The sequence below is a fragment of the Pseudoalteromonas sp. NZS100 genome (assembly GCF_015864815.1).
In the GTDB taxonomy this organism is placed as follows: Bacteria; Pseudomonadota; Gammaproteobacteria; order Enterobacterales; family Alteromonadaceae; genus Pseudoalteromonas; species Pseudoalteromonas distincta.
The window spans coordinates 34,833-51,157 of the sequence record NZ_JADYWM010000011.1 but is presented as its reverse complement, the minus strand read 5'-3'; the positions used below and the strand labels follow the sequence as shown (position 1 = coordinate 51,157).

Below are 16,325 nucleotides of genomic sequence, written 5' to 3'. Positions count from 1 at the left end.
ACTAACATGGTAAAAAAGCTGCTCACTCGGTATTTAAAGCGCCGTAAATTACTAGGCAAAAATGCCTTACAACAACGTTATTTGGTGATTGATTTAGAGCTCACTGGCCTTGATGCAAAACAGCACGAAATTGTATCGGTAGCGTGGGTGATAATAGATAACCAATGTATAAAAATGAGCGAGTCGCAGCACCTTATAAATAAAGACGTAAAAAACCTTGAGCAAAGTCCTGTTTTTCATGGGATTAGCGATGATGCTATAGCAAAGGGGCTAAGCCTAAACAGTATATTAATGCAATTAAGTAACCATTTTAGCGACTGTATTTTAGTGTTTCATAATGCCATGCTCGATTGGGGCTTTTTAAAAACAGCGCTTAAAAATGCCAATATAACTATACGGCCTAAACTGATACTCGACACACTGCATATTGAGCAAAAGCGCTTACTCCATCATTCAACTGAAATAAAACAAGATGATTTAACCCTTAATGCTTGCCGCACACGTTATGAGTTACCAAGCTATCATTGCCATCATGCACTGACCGATGCACAAGCCACCGCAGAGTTACTGCTAGCCCAGTGCCATCAAATAAGCCGTGGCAAAGAGTTAAAAGTAGGCGAGTTGGTGTAGGCGGGGCTTTATGCCGCGCGAGATAAACTCCCACCTACAATAAAGAGCAGTTTACTTTTATTGTTATCCGTATAACTATAGGTACAGTTACGTAATCATTATTTACTAATTACTTCAAGGAACGAACATGAAACTCATCACTACTATTTTCTTAACCTTATTCCCACTCATCACTTTTGCTAATTCAAGCTTGCCTACAAGCCGTCAAATTTCGGTTCAAGGGACTGCAGAGGTGCTTGCCATTCCTGATATAGCTAAAATACTATTTCAAATTATAAGTATTAAAAACGAACCTTTAGCAGCTAAGAACGATCTTGATAATAAAGTTAATTTACTAATTGACGGACTAAGTCAATTTGAAATAACTGCCGATGATGTAGTCGCCTCAAGTGTTAAAGTTGAAAAAACGGGTATGGATTACATTGAAACAGGGCATCAGGCTCCCGCTGAATACGCAGCTATAAGGACCTTTGAAGTAACACTAAAAAATATTGAAAGAGTGAATGATTTAAGTGATTTTTTATTGAATTTAAAAGTAAATGCGATTCAAAATACTGAGTTTTTATCTTCAAAAGCTGAGCTGTTACAAGCACAAGCTACACAACAAGCACTTAATAACGCAAAAGAAAAAGCAAATATGCTTGCTAACTCCTTTGGTACAAAAATGGGTGAAGTACGCACTATTAGCTCAACTCAAAAAAGCGTTTACAGTGGTTTTGGTGCAGCGGTTAAAAAAATAGATAGAGTAAATCCAATAAGCGATTCATTTCCTAAAGCTCGCAAAAATTATCTACAACAAACGGTAAGCTTTAAATCATCAATAAACGTGGTGTTTGATTTAGAGGTAAATGAATAAGTTAAAATTTTCATTTCAAATACATTTTCATAATGTAGGCTGGTTTTAAGTTTTTGATTAATTTGAAGGTAGCCATATTATGAGCGATAAAAATAACACGTTAAAAGCACAAACTAAGGCAAAAATAGCAGCAGGGCGTAAAGGTAATCCTGATTTTATGAAAGGTGTTGATGAAACGATTGCACAAGCAAAAGCGTTTCAACAAGGTGCTAATGCACTTGATTTAAACCAAATCGCACCAAGTTTTGAGTTACCAAATCAGCATGGTCAATCGGTGCAGTTAACTGAGTTACTTGCTAAAGGGCCTATGGTTGTTACTTTTTATCGTGGAAGTTGGTGTCCGTACTGTAATTTACAGCTCAAAGCGCTTCAAGCACGTTTACCTGAAATTCACGCATTAGGCGCACAATTGGTGGCTATTAGCCCGCAAGTACCCGATGGCTCAATGAACGAAAGCGATATAAGTAACATGGATTTTTTAGTGCTGAGTGATCAAAATGCCGATGTAGCAGCAAGCTACGGCGTAGCATGGCAAGTGCCCACATTTTTACTCGAGCATATGCGAGTAGACCGAGGCCTAGATTTAGAGTCGGTTAACAATGGCAATAGTAGTGTTTTACCGATCCCTGCCACCTTTGTTTTAGATAAACAAGGTAAAGTGACTTGGCGTTATGTTGATGTTGATTATCGTACTCGTTCTGAGCCAGAAGATATAATTAACGCTTTGAAAAATTTAGTATAAAAAACTTAATTTAAAAAGTCAGAACCCTCGAAGAGCTTGCAATGCCTAAGCTCTTTAACCTTAATTTAAAGTTTCTAATGCTTCCCTCTTATAATCAGATGCAAGGTCGATTACAATACATACATCTAAAAGGCGTATTGCCTTTATCTGCACGCTAAAAGAGTGGATTTTATATTTCATGGCAATCAAACTTGCAATTAATGGTTTTGGTCGTATTGGTCGAAATATTGTCCGCGCGTTATACGAGTCTGGTTTGAGCGACGATATAAAAATTGTTGCGATTAACGAACTTGCTGATCCTGAAGCTATTGCTCATTTATTAAAATACGACACATCCCACGGTCGTTTTTCTTTTCCTGTAAAACTTGGTGAAGACACCATTAGTGTTGCAGGCGATACCATTGCACTTTTTTGTGAAGAAAACCCAATTGAATTACCTTGGCAAACGCTCGATGTAGACGTTGTACTTGAATGTACGGGTGTTTATCACTCGCGTGAACATGCGCAGTTACATATTACCGCAGGCGCTAAAAAGGTGTTGTTTTCGCATCCGGCCGATAACGATGTTGATGCTACGATTGTGTATGGCATTAACGACGATGAGCTTAAAAACGAACACACAATTGTGTCTAACGGCTCGTGTACAACTAACTGTGTTGTGCCGGTTATTAAAGTATTAGATGATGCATTTGGTATTGAGTCGGGCGCTATTACAACAATTCATGCGTCGATGAACGATCAACAAGTGATTGATGGTTATCATCATGATTTACGCCGTACTCGCGCTGCAAGCCAATCAATTATTCCAGTTGATACAAAGCTCGCCCGTGGTATAGACCGTATTTTACCTAAATTTAAAGGCCGTTTTGAAGCCATAGCTGTACGTGTACCGACTATAAATGTCACGGCAATGGATTTAAGTGTAACGGTTAATACCGATGTAGATTTAAATGCAGTAAATAATGCACTTAAAGCACAAGCAAAAGACCGCTTAGAAGGTATTTTAAGTTATACCGAAGAGCCGCTTGTATCGGTTGATTTTAATCACGACCCACATTCTTGTATTATTGATGGCACACAAACACGTGTCAGCCACAAACGACTGATAAAGTTATTAGTATGGTGTGATAACGAATGGGGTTTTGCTAATCGTATGCTCGACACAGCGCGTGCTATGATGGCAGTGAATAAGTAATTTATTAATATAATAATTTTAAACGTATTTTTCAGGTTCAGTATCGTTAACTAAGGAGATGTTCATGTCGGTCATAAAAATGGCAGATTTAGATTTAAACGGCAAACGCGTATTAATTCGTGAAGATTTAAATGTACCAGTTAAAGCAGGTAAAGTGACGTCAGATGCGCGTATTCGTGCAGCACTACCTACTATTAAACTAGCCCTTGAGAAAGGCGCTAAAGTAATGGTTATGTCACACCTTGGCCGTCCTACGGAAGGGGAATACGATGAAGCGTTTTCGCTTGCACCTGTAGCTGATTACTTAAACGATGCCCTAGAGCAAACTGTACGTTTAGAAAAAGATTACTTAAACGGTGTTGATATTGCTGATAACGAAGTGGTTGTTTTTGAAAATGTGCGCTTTAACAAAGGCGAGAAGAAAAACGACGAAGCGCTATCTAAGCAACTAGCAGCACTGTGTGATGTATATGTAATGGATGCATTTGGTACGGCTCACCGTGCACAAGCGTCTACCCATGGCGTTGGCTTATTTGCTGATGTGGCATGTGCAGGTCCATTGTTATCGGCTGAGCTTGAAGCGTTAGGCAAAGCACTTGATAATCCAGCACGTCCATTAGTCGCGATTGTTGGTGGTTCTAAAGTATCTACTAAGCTAACCGTTTTAGATTCACTTTCTAAAATTGTTGACCAATTAGTTACCGGCGGCGGTATTGCAAATACCTTTATTGCTGCATCAGGTAGCCCAGTTGGTAAGTCGCTTTACGAACCTGATTTAATGGATGAAGCGAATCGTTTATGTGCAGCAGCGATTGCTAATAATGGTGAAATTCCGGTACCGACTGACGTAGTGGTTGGTAATGAGTTTTCTGAATCTGCTGTAGCTACGCTTAAAGATGTAAGCGAAGTAACAAGCAATGATATGATTTTTGATATTGGCCCTGATACAGCGAGCAAGCTTGCAAAAATTATTGCAAATGCAGGCACTGTTGTATGGAATGGCCCAGTTGGCGTGTTCGAGTTTGACCAGTTTGGTAATGGTACTCGTGCTATTGCACAAGCAATTGCTAACTCAAATGCGTTTTCAATCGCCGGTGGTGGTGATACCTTAGCCGCAATTGATAAATACGGCATTGCCGATAAAGTATCTTATATTTCTACTGGTGGTGGTGCGTTCTTAGAGTTTTTAGAAGGCAAAAAACTTCCTGCAGTTGAAATGCTAGAGTCGCGCGCTAAGTAATTTTAGTGGCGTAAGGTGAGGGGGTAATAGCCCTCACCGACAATTAATTACTAAATACCTCTCACCCTAATTTAGTCGTTAATTTAGACGGAATATTACTGCAAAGCAGTGGTTTTTCGTGGCGTTGTTATAACGCCAAACTAACACATCCGTTCAAACTAGATGGTAGGGAACTACTGTCGATAAATTGGAGAATACCCAATGGCTTTAATCAGTATGCGACAACTTTTAGATCATGCAGCAGAGCATGGTTACGGCGTACCTGCTTTTAATGTTAACAATCAAGAGCAAATGCGCGCAATAATGGAAGCGGCTGACAAAACAAACAGCCCAGTAATCGTTCAGGGATCAGCGGGTGCACGTGCTTATGCTGGTGCTCCATTTATTCGTCATATGATTTTAGCAGCCGTTGAAGAATGGCCACATATCCCAGTTGTAATGCATCAAGATCACGGCACATCGCCAGGTGTATGTCAGCGTTCAATTCAGCTTGGTTTTTCATCAGTAATGATGGATGGCTCATTAATGAGCGACGGCAAAACCCCTTCAAGCTACGAATACAATGTAGAAGTAACGCGCGAAACAGTTGCTATGGCGCATGCCTGTGGCGTATCTGTTGAAGGCGAGCTAGGTGTACTTGGTTCACTTGAAACAGGTGAAGCTGGCGAAGAAGATGGCGTTGGTGCAGAAGGGTTATTAACAACTGATCAAATGCTAACAGACCCTGAAGAAGCGGCTGATTTTGTAAATAAAACCCACGTTGATGCACTTGCAATTGCTTGCGGTACTTCACACGGTGCTTATAAATTTACTCGCCCACCAACAGATGACATTTTAGCGATTGATCGCATTAAAGCGATTCATGCTCGTATTCCTAACACGCACTTAGTGATGCATGGTTCATCTTCAGTTCCACAAGAGTGGTTAGAAATTATTAATCAGTACGGTGGCGAAATTCCAGAAACTTATGGTGTGCCAGTTGAGCAGATTGTTGAAGGCATTAAGTTTGGTGTTCGTAAGGTAAATATTGATACCGATTTACGTTTAGCATCTACCGGTGCAATTCGTCGTCATATGGCGCTTAACCCATCTAACTTCGATCCACGTAAATACCTAGCTGAAGCTACAAAAGCAATGACAGAGATTTGCGTTGCACGCTATAACTCGTTTGGTACTTCTGGCCAGGCTAGTAAAATTAAGCCAATTTCACTTGATGAAATGCACCTTAAATACTTAAGCGGCGAACTAGACCCTAAAATTAGATAATAGATCAATTTATAATTGATCATTATTACTAAGCCAGTAACTTTGTTGCTGGCTTTTTTAATGTCAGCCCTTTTTATATTACAGATTACGGTTTTTTGATCAGATCACTGCATTACCAACGCGGAATTTTGGGATCATGCATTTACTAACACAGCCTTTTTCGGATCATTACTTTACTAAGCCAAATACACTTTAATGCTATTTTGGGCTCTGAGATAATTTGATCGTTATTTATTTGTACAAACAATCAACAACTTATTGCTTTGACTAGGTACAACTCTGATCTGAGGGGGGATCGGCTTGGTAAAAATCTGATCCTTTATTTGGGGCTTAGTAAAATTTAGATCTATTTTTGAACGTATTGTTTGTTACACAGGCGGGTTTGTTGATTTTAAAATGGCTTTAAAGCTACTTTTAAACGATCGATCTGTCAAAATGTCTTGGTTAGTAAAACAATGATCCCAGCTAGTTTAATATTGTTTAGTGGTTTAAATAGCGATACAAAAAAGATAATTTCAAAAAGTTAGCTATTACATAAATTTATCGTAAATCTCTTTTTATTACGTTAAATATTAAAAAGGTTTTAAAAATATGACGTTAATGAGGTTTTTTGTCACTAATTTGTGTTTTTTTTACCACCATTTTAATTTACACGTTACACTTTCATAAAAATGTCATACTTAGTCATAATAATGAAAACTAATTCGATAGCGTAAGAGATAAATTGGAATGTCACGTAAAGTACTAGTCGTAGATGACGAAGCTCCTATCAGGGAGATGTTGGTTTTTGTTTTAGAGCAAAATGGATTTCAAGCAATTGAAGCAGAAGATTACGACTCTGCTATTGCAGCTATGGTTGAACCTTACCCAGATATGGTTTTACTTGATTGGATGTTACCAGGTGGAAGCGGTATTCAAATTGCTAAAAAGTTTAAGCAAAACGAACACACCCGCCAAATCCCAATTATTATGCTTACAGCTCGCGGCGAAGAAGAAGACAAAGTACGCGGCCTTGAAGTAGGTGCAGATGATTACGTCACTAAGCCGTTTTCTCCTAAAGAGCTTATGGCACGTATTAAAGCGGTTATTCGCCGTGTATCGCCAACCTCATTAGAAGAAGCTATTGAAGTACATGGCCTGCGTTTAGACCCTATTTCGCATCGTGTTACCTCAGAAGGTAACGAGCTTGATATGGGGCCAACCGAATTTAGATTACTGCACTTTTTTATGACTCACCCAGAACGTGTTTATAGCCGTGAACAACTGCTTGATCATGTGTGGGGAACTAACGTTTACGTAGAAGATCGCACGGTTGATGTGCACATTCGTCGCCTGCGTAAAGCAATTGGCCCACTTGGACATGACCGTTTGGTGCAAACAGTACGTGGCGCTGGGTATCGTTTTTCAAGTAAGCTGTGATCAGCTTAAAGCTTAGCTAATGTGTAAAATACGCATGTATTACTACTCTAAGGTAAAGTGAGTGTATGTATCGAGTTGTTAATAAACAGGCGTTAGTTAAACGCCTGTTTATCTATTTTTTACCCTTACTATTAATTGGTGTGCTGGTTGGCGCGCCATTTTTGCTTTTATTTTTAGGATCTTTTTCTCTCCTTATTTGGCACTACCATCAACTTTATCGTTTGAGCGATTGGCTACTTAATCAACGCAGCTTTAATCCGCCAGAGGGTGAGGGGGCATGGGAGCAAGTGTTTGAAGGTATTTATCATCTCCAGCACCGTAATCGTAAAAAACGTAATGAGCTTGCAGATTTAATTCGTCGCTTTCGCGATGGGGCTGAAGCGGTACCTGATGCGGTAGTGGTATTACAAAACGATTTAAGTATTGTGTGGTGTAATCAATTAGCCCTTAAAGTGCTTGGTTTGCAGTGGCCTACGGATCATGGTCAGCGCCTTGATAATTTAATTCGCGAACCTAAGTTTGCTAAATACATGCACAAAGGCGAATTTGACGATGCGCTTGAGCTGGATAACGGTCACAGTATTGAGCAGGTGCTTGAGTTTAGGGTAATGCCATATGCAAGTACGCAACTTATGGTTGTGGTACGTGATGTAACGCGCTTAAAACAGCTAGAACAGATGCGTAAAGACTTTGTAGCCAATGTGTCGCATGAACTACGTACACCGCTTACAGTGGTTACAGGGTATCTTGAGATGATGGATGGCGACATGATGCCGCCGCCAGCAATGTGGAACAAAGCGCAAAATACTATGCTTGAACAATGCAAGCGCATGGATAGCTTAGTCAGCCAATTACTATCGCTTTCGCGTATTGAAGGTGCTCGTCGCCAAGACAATGATAAAGCTATAAATGTACCGCAATTACTTGGTTATATTCACACTGAAGCAAACTCAATTAATCAGGACAAAGGCCACGAACTTATTTTTGATATTGATAAAACCCTTGATATTAAAGGCTCTGAGGATGAACTGCGTAGTGCGTTTTCTAATTTAGTATTCAACGCGATTCATTACACAAAACCAGGCGGTAAAGTAGAAGTATGCTGGCAGCGCAAAAACAATAAAGCGTGTTTTAGTGTTACCGATAATGGTGATGGTATTGCGCCTGAGCATATTAACCGATTAACTGAGCGTTTTTATCGTGTTGACAAAGCTCGCAGTAGAACAACAGGTGGCTCAGGCTTAGGGCTCGCTATAACAAAACATGTGTTAACTCGCCATGATAGTAAATTAAATATTCGTAGTGAAGTTAACAAAGGATCGTGTTTTTCTTTTGAGTTTTCAATAGATAAGATAGTTTCGCTGACTAAATAATTAAGCTAATAGGTCAAGTCATAAAAGTGTCATTTAAGAGTAATGTAACTGTCATGTACTCACTTTAGAGTGGGCAGCAGTTAGAAAATGGAACGAACAAACCGGAGAACTCTACATGAAATTTAAAAACTTAGTTGCCGCAATGGGTGTGGCTGTTACAACTTTCGTATCTGCACAAGCAGTTGCTCTAGACCAAAATATTCCTGAGTATCAAAAAATTAGTGGTGTTTCAGGCAACTTTTCATCAGTAGGTTCTGACACTTTAGCCAACATGATGACGTTTTGGGCTGAAGAGTACAAACGTATTTACCCAAATGTAAATATTCAGATTCAAGCAGCAGGTTCTTCTACTGCTCCACCGGCACTTACCGAAGGTACAGCTAACCTAGGTCCAATGAGCCGTAAAATGAAATCTAAAGAAATCGAAGCGTTCGAAAAACGTTACGGTTACAAGCCAACAGAAGTTCGCGTAGCTATTGATGCACTTGCTGTATTTGTACATAAAGATAACCCAATTGAAGGTCTTCGTATTGACCAAGTAGATGCTATCTTTTCATCTACTCGTAAATGTGGCGCACCAGAGCAAGTTAACCGTTGGAGCGATGTTGGTCTAACAGGTGATTGGGCAGCTAAAGATGTGCAACTTTACGGACGCAACTCAGTATCAGGTACGTATGGTTACTTTAAAAAGAAAGCACTGTGTAAAGGTGATTTCCGTAATAACGTAAATGAGCAACCGGGTTCTGCATCAGTAGTACAGTCAATTTCATCTTCATTAAATGCAATTGGTTACTCAGGTATAGGTTATAAAACATCGGGCGTACGTACAGTACCGCTAGCTAAAAAAGGCGATAACTTTGTTGATGCAACACTTGATAACGTTGCACAAGGTAAATATCCATTATCTCGCTTTTTATACCTTTATGTGAATAAGCACCCAAACAAGCCGTTGTCTCCAATGGAAGCGCAATTCTTAAAAATGGTACTTTCAAAAGATGGTCAGCAAATTGTAGAAAAAGATGGTTATGTACCACTTTCTGCAAAGCTAGTAGAGACAGAACTTAAGAAGCTTGGTTTAAATTAATAAACTATAAGCAATAAAAAACCGCTCATTGAGCGGTTTTTTTGTGACTAAAACTAAAAACTTTAAGGAATTAAATATTACCTAATTTTTCGGCTTGTGCTTTACATTGATTATAGCTCTCAACACATTTTCCAGAGCATACTTGTTGCTTTAAGCCCTCAGCAGTTGTTTGCTGTTCACAACTACTTTCACACTGGTAGTTTTGTTGAGCACACTGATTCATTTCAGGGTTTTCAACTTGGTTTTGACAACCTGCTAATAGTGCAAAAGTAAGGGCGACTACGCTTGTTTTTATTAAAGAGTGCATGCTTCTTATCCTTAAAATGGAGTCGCAATAATATTAAATTTCGACTTGGATATTGTCGATTAATCTAACACCACCAAAATAGGCTGCGGCTAAAATAACAAATTGAGTATCTTCGATTGTAGCAGTTTTTAATGTATCTCGTTGAGCAATCTCAAAATAGTCTGGTTTTAGGCCTGCTTGCTCTAAACTTTGTTTAGCTAAGCTTTCAAGTTTTACAAAGTCTTTCTCGCCACTTTTAAGTTGCTCAGCGCACGTATTAAGGGCTTTAAACAATACGGTTGCAGTCGCTTTTTGATCATCAGATAAGTAACCATTACGTGAGCTCATAGCAAGGCCAGAAACTTCTCGCATTGTAGGTACACCAATAACTTCAACCGGAATTGATAAGTCGCGTGCCATAGTTTTGATTACTTGCAGTTGCTGAAAATCTTTTTCACCAAAGCAGGCGTAATCTGGTTGCACTAAGTTAAATAACTTAGTCACGATTGTTGCAACACCTCTAAAGTGACCTGGACGTGAGCCGCCGCAATAGCCTAATGAAATGTCAGGCACATCTACAAAACTTTGTGCACCCAGTCCATTAGGATAGATTGTTTCTACACTTGGGGTAAATACAATATCAGTGCCTAGTTCAGCAAGGCCTTGTTTGTCTTCGTTTAGCGTACGAGGATAGTTATCTAAATCTTCGTTAGCACCAAATTGCATTGGGTTTACAAAAATACTTACAACGACTTTGTCGGCCAAGTTTTTTGCTTTTTCTACTAGCGAAAAATGCCCACGGTGCAAGTTGCCCATTGTTGGCACAAGCGCCACGCTAAGACCTGCTTGGCGCCATGCTTTAATTTGACTACGTAACGATCTGATTTCAGTTATTGATTGCATTATTTAAACTCATGTTCAGCGCTTGGAAATGCGCCACTTTTAACATCTGTACAATACTTTTGAACGGCTGCAGGCATATTGCCTGTTTCGAGCAAAAAGTTTTTAGAAAATTTAGGAATGTAACCTGCCGAAATACCAACCAGGTCATGCATTACCAGTATTTGGCCGTCAGTTAAGCTGCCTGCACCAATACCAATAGTTGGGATACTTAGAGCGTCTGTAATGCGTTTTGCCAGGGCACTTGGAATACACTCAAGTACTAATAATTGCGCGCCAGCGGCTTCAAGTGCTTTCGCGTCATCAATCATTTTTTGTGCTTTATCTTCTTCGCGACCTTGTATTTTAAAGCCACCAAATACATGAACTGACTGTGGTGTAAGGCCTAAATGCCCGCAAACTGGGATACCTTGTTGAGTGAGTGCTTTAATGCTCTCGTAAAGCCACTCTCCGCCTTCAAGTTTAATCATGTTTGCGCCAGCGCGCATAAGCTCAGCTGCATTTTTACAGGTATCACTAACGCTTGAGTAGGTCATAAAAGGTAAGTCAGCAATTACAAATAATTCACGGCTACCTGCGCGTACACAGCGGGTATGATATGCAATATCTTGATTTGTTACGCCAAGGGTGTCATCGCCGCCTTGTAGTACCATGCCCAATGAGTCGCCCACTAAAATAACTTCAACGCCGTTATCATGAAATAACTTTGCAAAACTAGCGTCGTAGGCTGTTAATGCAGTAATTTTGTTATTTTCTGCTTTCATTTTATTTAAAGTAGAAACGGTTATTTTAGACATAATATCCTCGCAGGCAAAAGCCTAGGTTAATTACAGAGGTAATTGTTGTAAGTCGTTGAGCGGTAAGTTATTTGCAATGGTTTTTAATGCAATGCCGCTAGGTAAAATAAGTTCAGGTGCAAGCTCTAATAGTGGATAAACCACAAACTCGCGATCACTCAAACCATAATGAGGCACGGTTAAGCGCGCCGTATTTATAATTTGATCATCAAATAATAGGGTATCGATATCAAGTGTGCGTGGACCCCAACGCTCAGCTTTTCTTACTCGACCATGCTCAAGCTCAATACTTTGTGTTAAATCAAGTAATTGCTCTGGATCAAGGGTCGTTTTAATACAGGCTACGGCATTGATATAGTCTGGTTGATCTTGTGGGCCCATAGGCTTACTTGCATAGTAATGCGATACGTTTACAAATTCACAATTAGGCAGCTTTTTAAGCGCAATTATCGCGTTATCAAGCTGCTCTTTTGGTGAGTTTAGGTTGGCACCTAAACCCAAATAAACACAATGCATGTTATTACTCAGTTGGCTTTTTAGTAGGACGACGGCGCTTTCGCGGCTTAGGACCACCTTGATGACCTAAGCTTTTAACCATCTCTTTTTGGCCGTTTATATCTTTACTTAAGTATTGTGTCCACCACTGAGCAAGCTCTGTATGCTGAGTTTCGCCTGCATCTACGCGTAATAATAAAAAGTCGTAAGCGGCTTTAAAGCGAGGTTGTTGCGTTAGCCTGTATGCACGTTGGCCAGCACGTTTATCTAAGCGGTGCTGTATATGCCAAATATCGCGAGCACCTAAAGTAAAGCGCTTAGGAACAGCTATATGCTGTGAATTATCGCTTAGTACTTTATTCATTGCTTGTGCGAAAGCATCGTATTCAGATAATTGCTCTTGGCTTTGAATTTTTTTAGTGCGCTCAAGCAGTGGGAACCAAAGTAGGGCAGCAAAAATAAACGCCGGTGTTACTTTTTTATCGGCATTAATACGCTTGTCGGTATTTTGAAACATTTGCTGAATAAGCGTGTGCTCTAAGCCACTTGGGTTTTTATCTAAAATTTTATCAAGTTCAGGAAAAAGTGAGCGGAATAAGCCGTATTTACGCAGCATTAAAAAGTTAGCTTCGGCCTTGCCGTTTAAAAACAGTTTAAGAATTTCTTCAAATAAACGAGCTGGCGGAATGTTATCAAGCAAGCTTGCAAGCTCGCTAATTGGCTTTTCACTTTTAGGCGCAATGCTCATATCAAGCTTAGTGGCAAAACGTACTGCACGTAACATACGAACAGGGTCTTCGCGGTAACGCGTTTCAGGATCGCCAATAAGCTCGATTTGTTTAGCTTTAATTGCCGCTAAGCCGTTGGCGTAATCGTGAATACTAAAATCTTTAATTGAGTAATAAAGTGCGTTGATTGAAAAGTCGCGGCGCTCTGCGTCTTCTTCAATACTGCCAAATACGTTGTCACGAAGTAATTGACCTTCATTGCTTGATTGGCTTATTTGATTTTTGTCTTCTTGCGCTTCGTGGTGGCCACGCATTGTTGCCACTTCGATAATTTCACGGCCAAATACAATGTGTGCTAGACGAAAGCGACGACCTATCAGGCGACAGTTTCTAAATAGTTTTTTTACCTGATCTGGAGTTGCATTAGTAACTACGTCAAAATCTTTTGGCTGTTGGCCTAACAATATATCGCGAATACAACCACCAACAAGGTAGGCATCGTAGCCACCGTCTTTTAAGCGGTATAATACTTTGATTGCATTTGGGCTAAATTGTTTGCGAGAAATACCATGCTCACCACGAGTGACAACAATAGGTTCACTGCTTACAGAAGCGCTTTCGGCACTGGTATTCGGGCCGATTATTTGTCGGCAAAATTGAAAAAGCTTGGAAATAATAGTCTGTCTCCTAGAAGGTGTGATTGACTCTGCATCGCAATCAAAAGTTACAGCAAATAGGGCGGTTATAACCCAGTACAAGCTGTTTGACGTAATTAGCATATATTTAGGCGGCTATCATATACCAGCAGGGTTTAAAAATTAAGTTGATGTGTTGAAATTAAGCCGTTTTTAGCTATTTTATTTACTTAAATGTGTAAATTGGACTTTCTGGCTATGTGGATGTTGAGAAATTTGTATTTCGGATACTTGGGGGACCTGTTTTAAGCTAAAGTTTTTAATTCCCCAATCGATTAATTGTTCTATATTTAAGTCGCTTAAATCAGCTATAACAGGTAGCCCTAAAAATTCAAAAGCGCTAAGTAAAGCAGGCTTTGGATTTTGTTTACAAATGGCGGGGGCATAATTTTGTTTAGACAGTTTAAAACCGGGTTTGGCAACCGCTAAAGGTAAATGAGCAAATTCAGGTACAGGGCTGTCGAGTTGTTTAAACAAACTAATTTGCCGAGCTGTTGGTTCAATTAAATCTGCGCCTCTTACGATTCGATTTATCCTTTGATCGATATCATCGACGACCACAACAAGTTGATATGCAAATAAACCGTCACTGCGTTTAATTAAGTAATCTTCGTGGGATAATGCACTATTTACCGATATATCACCTTGAATTAAATCACTAAATTGGGTCGTTGGATGTTGCTGAACTAAACGAAGTGCGCCGGATTGAGTATGATGATTAAGTGCTTTGCAATGCCCCTGATAAATACCACCAATGGCTTTTATTTGCTTTCGAGTACAGGTGCAACCATAAACAAGGTTTTGCTCTAAAAGTGAGTGGGTAATATCTTGATATAAAGACAGACGCTGCGTTTGGTATACAACAGGTTCATCCCAATAAAGGGCGTAGGCTTGTAAGGTATTTAGAATATCGGAGTCGGCGTTTTTAACCACGCGCGTAGTGTCAATGTCTTCTATACGAACTAACCATTTTCCTTGATTAGCTTTTGCATCTAGGTAGCTACCCACAGCCGCTACAAGTGAGCCAAAATGTAATGGCCCAGAAGGAGACGGCGCAAAACGACCGCGATATTTACGCATAGGCGCAGTAACGGCTGTAGGAGACATAACTAACTAATAAGTTTTAATTAGCCGCGTCCAGATTGCTTTTCTTTGATTTCTGCAAGTGTTTTACAGTCTACGCATAAATCGGCAGTAGGACGTGCTTCTAAGCGACGTATGCCAATTTCGATGCCACAAGACTCACAAAAGCCAAAATCATCTTCTTTAATCAAATTAATTGTTTTTTCAATTTTTTTGATTAATTTACGTTCGCGGTCACGAGTACGAAGTTCTAAAGAGAATTCTTCTTCTTGTGCAGCGCGGTCAACTGGGTCAGGAAAGTTAGCAGCTTCGTCTTGCATGTGCGATTTAGTACGATCAACTTCGTTACGTAAATCGTTACGCCAAGTCTCTAAAATTGCTCTAAAATGAGCACGTTGTGCATCATTCATGTACTCTTCGCCTGGTTTTTCTTGGTATGGTTCTAAACCGGCTTGAGCCAATAAACCATGTTTCTTTTGGTCTGGCATAACTCTCTCCTAAATCCTTAATTTAATGCCTCAGCATTAGCCGGCGGTATAAATAACAGAATCTTATACCCTAGGCAAATTTATTTTTAATTAATCGAATTAGCTTCAACCATGCTTACTGAGTAAAAAGTGTATTAATAGTTTATTTACACTTTTAATTAATTCACATATTCGCTTTCTAAAACTTGCCTTGTTATATGGGCAAAAGCTTTAAAAACAAGTTAATTTTTATAATTCACTTTTTACCACTTTCTATAATTAGGGTGCTTTGTAAATTACGCTTAGTTCAATCCCTTGGTTTATTACACTATTCTATAAATGCTATTCTTTTATGAAGTAAGACTCCATTAGCTGAAATTTTGGCTTTGTATGCTAATACTTCAACACCGGCTATTATTGCTTGGTTTAATAACGTGGCGTATTTTTTATCAATATGCGCAGCTGCACTTACGGTATTTATTCCTTCATGCAAAACAGCGAACAGTAATACTGCTCGGTGGCCTTGTTCGATCATTTCTATTAGTTCGCGAATATGCTTTTGTCCACGCAGTGTTTGCGCATCAGGAAAGTAGCCTTGCCCGCTTTGTGGTGCATCTTCGCTTAATAATGTGACTGATTTAACTTCTACATAGCAATCGGGCTTATTTTCGTCTGTGAGTAAAAAGTCGATACGACTGTTTTCGCTGCCGTACTTCACTTCGCTTTGCAATTGACTGTAGTCGAGTAGCTCGCTTATCACATTATTGTTTATTGCTTCTTCTACTACTTTATTAGCCACCGCTGTATTTACACAAATAAGCTGCGATAAGTTATTTTGCGTAAGTTCTAATGAATGCGGGTATTTTCGTTTTGCGTTATCGCTTGTTGAATAAAAAGCAGTAAAGCCTGGCTCAGCGCATCCCGTCATTTTACCTGTATTTGCACAGTGGGCGGTAAATTCGCTGCCATCACTTAATTGTAAATCAGCTAAAAAGCGTTTGTAGCGCTTTAATAATATGGCTGGTTGCAGCGCTGGCGTGTACTTCATAATAACTTCCAAAGCGTAAAC

The 16,325-nt window shown here is 39.6% G+C and carries 17 protein-coding genes; 9 read left to right on the top strand and 8 right to left on the bottom strand.

Features of this window, described 5'->3' with window-relative positions; all coding sequences use genetic code 11:
* The first annotated feature begins 6 nt into the window (after positions 1-6).
* From I6E69_RS12610 to I6E69_RS12570, 9 genes are all read left to right on the top strand, one after another.
* A complete protein-coding gene (locus I6E69_RS12610) occupies positions 7-630 on the top strand; it encodes a 3'-5' exonuclease (protein WP_197121366.1) in 624 nt (207 codons plus the stop codon).
* Between the two features lie 127 nt (positions 631-757).
* On the top strand, positions 758-1,486 hold the full coding sequence (locus I6E69_RS12605; protein ID WP_197121365.1) for an SIMPL domain-containing protein: 729 nt from the start codon (positions 758-760) through the stop codon (positions 1,484-1,486).
* Between the two features lie 79 nt (positions 1,487-1,565).
* Positions 1,566-2,228, top strand: coding sequence for a peroxiredoxin-like family protein (locus I6E69_RS12600; protein WP_197121364.1), 663 nt, complete (start codon positions 1,566-1,568; stop codon positions 2,226-2,228).
* 178 nt (positions 2,229-2,406) lie between these two features.
* A complete protein-coding gene (gene epd, locus I6E69_RS12595) occupies positions 2,407-3,423 on the top strand; it encodes an erythrose-4-phosphate dehydrogenase (protein ID WP_007587176.1) in 1,017 nt (338 codons plus the stop codon).
* 64 nt (positions 3,424-3,487) lie between these two features.
* A complete protein-coding gene (locus I6E69_RS12590; protein ID WP_002961525.1) occupies positions 3,488-4,663 on the top strand; it encodes a phosphoglycerate kinase in 1,176 nt (391 codons plus the stop codon).
* 201 nt (positions 4,664-4,864) lie between these two features.
* Positions 4,865-5,929 carry a class II fructose-bisphosphate aldolase gene (gene fba / locus I6E69_RS12585; RefSeq protein ID WP_002961523.1) on the top strand — a complete coding sequence of 355 codons (1,065 nt, stop codon included), beginning with the start codon at positions 4,865-4,867 and terminating at the stop codon, positions 5,927-5,929.
* A 729-nt stretch (positions 5,930-6,658) separates the two neighbouring features.
* Positions 6,659-7,348: a phosphate regulon transcriptional regulator PhoB gene (gene phoB / locus I6E69_RS12580; RefSeq protein WP_006791869.1), complete on the top strand. Its 690-nt coding sequence runs from the start codon at positions 6,659-6,661 to the stop codon at positions 7,346-7,348.
* A 65-nt stretch (positions 7,349-7,413) separates the two neighbouring features.
* A complete protein-coding gene (phoR, locus tag I6E69_RS12575) occupies positions 7,414-8,721 on the top strand; it encodes a phosphate regulon sensor histidine kinase PhoR (protein WP_002962688.1) in 1,308 nt (435 codons plus the stop codon).
* A gap of 115 nt (positions 8,722-8,836) precedes the next feature.
* Positions 8,837-9,805 carry a PstS family phosphate ABC transporter substrate-binding protein gene (locus tag I6E69_RS12570; RefSeq protein WP_002962686.1) on the top strand — a complete coding sequence of 323 codons (969 nt, stop codon included), beginning with the start codon at positions 8,837-8,839 and terminating at the stop codon, positions 9,803-9,805.
* Between the two features lie 70 nt (positions 9,806-9,875).
* Here the strand turns inward: I6E69_RS12570 and I6E69_RS12565 are convergent, their stop codons facing one another.
* The 8 genes from I6E69_RS12565 to sfsA all read right to left on the bottom strand — a co-directional run bounded on the left by I6E69_RS12565 (position 9,876) and on the right by sfsA (position 16,304).
* Positions 9,876-10,112: a hypothetical protein gene (locus I6E69_RS12565; RefSeq protein ID WP_002962684.1), complete on the bottom strand. Its 237-nt coding sequence runs from the start codon at positions 10,110-10,112 to the stop codon at positions 9,876-9,878.
* A gap of 33 nt (positions 10,113-10,145) precedes the next feature.
* On the bottom strand, positions 10,146-10,994 hold the full coding sequence (gene panC / locus I6E69_RS12560; protein ID WP_138489570.1) for a pantoate--beta-alanine ligase: 849 nt from the start codon (positions 10,992-10,994) through the stop codon (positions 10,146-10,148).
* A complete protein-coding gene (gene panB, locus I6E69_RS12555) occupies positions 10,994-11,788 on the bottom strand; it encodes a 3-methyl-2-oxobutanoate hydroxymethyltransferase (RefSeq protein ID WP_002962679.1) in 795 nt (264 codons plus the stop codon). The genes panC and panB overlap by 1 nt, the downstream gene beginning before the upstream one ends.
* Before the next feature lie 30 nt (positions 11,789-11,818).
* Positions 11,819-12,304, bottom strand: a complete 486-nt coding sequence (gene folK / locus I6E69_RS12550) for a 2-amino-4-hydroxy-6-hydroxymethyldihydropteridine diphosphokinase (RefSeq protein WP_002962677.1) — start codon at positions 12,302-12,304, stop codon at positions 11,819-11,821.
* Between the two features lie 4 nt (positions 12,305-12,308).
* Positions 12,309-13,790, bottom strand: a complete 1,482-nt coding sequence (gene pcnB / locus I6E69_RS12545; protein WP_002962675.1) for a polynucleotide adenylyltransferase PcnB — start codon at positions 13,788-13,790, stop codon at positions 12,309-12,311.
* Between the two features lie 78 nt (positions 13,791-13,868).
* Positions 13,869-14,813: a tRNA glutamyl-Q(34) synthetase GluQRS gene (gene gluQRS / locus I6E69_RS12540; RefSeq protein WP_138489569.1), complete on the bottom strand. Its 945-nt coding sequence runs from the start codon at positions 14,811-14,813 to the stop codon at positions 13,869-13,871.
* 20 nt (positions 14,814-14,833) lie between these two features.
* Positions 14,834-15,277, bottom strand: coding sequence for an RNA polymerase-binding protein DksA (dksA, locus tag I6E69_RS12535; RefSeq protein ID WP_002962671.1), 444 nt, complete (start codon positions 15,275-15,277; stop codon positions 14,834-14,836).
* A gap of 307 nt (positions 15,278-15,584) precedes the next feature.
* Positions 15,585-16,304: a DNA/RNA nuclease SfsA gene (gene sfsA / locus I6E69_RS12530; RefSeq protein WP_002962670.1), complete on the bottom strand. Its 720-nt coding sequence runs from the start codon at positions 16,302-16,304 to the stop codon at positions 15,585-15,587.
* Positions 16,305-16,325 lie beyond the last annotated feature (21 nt).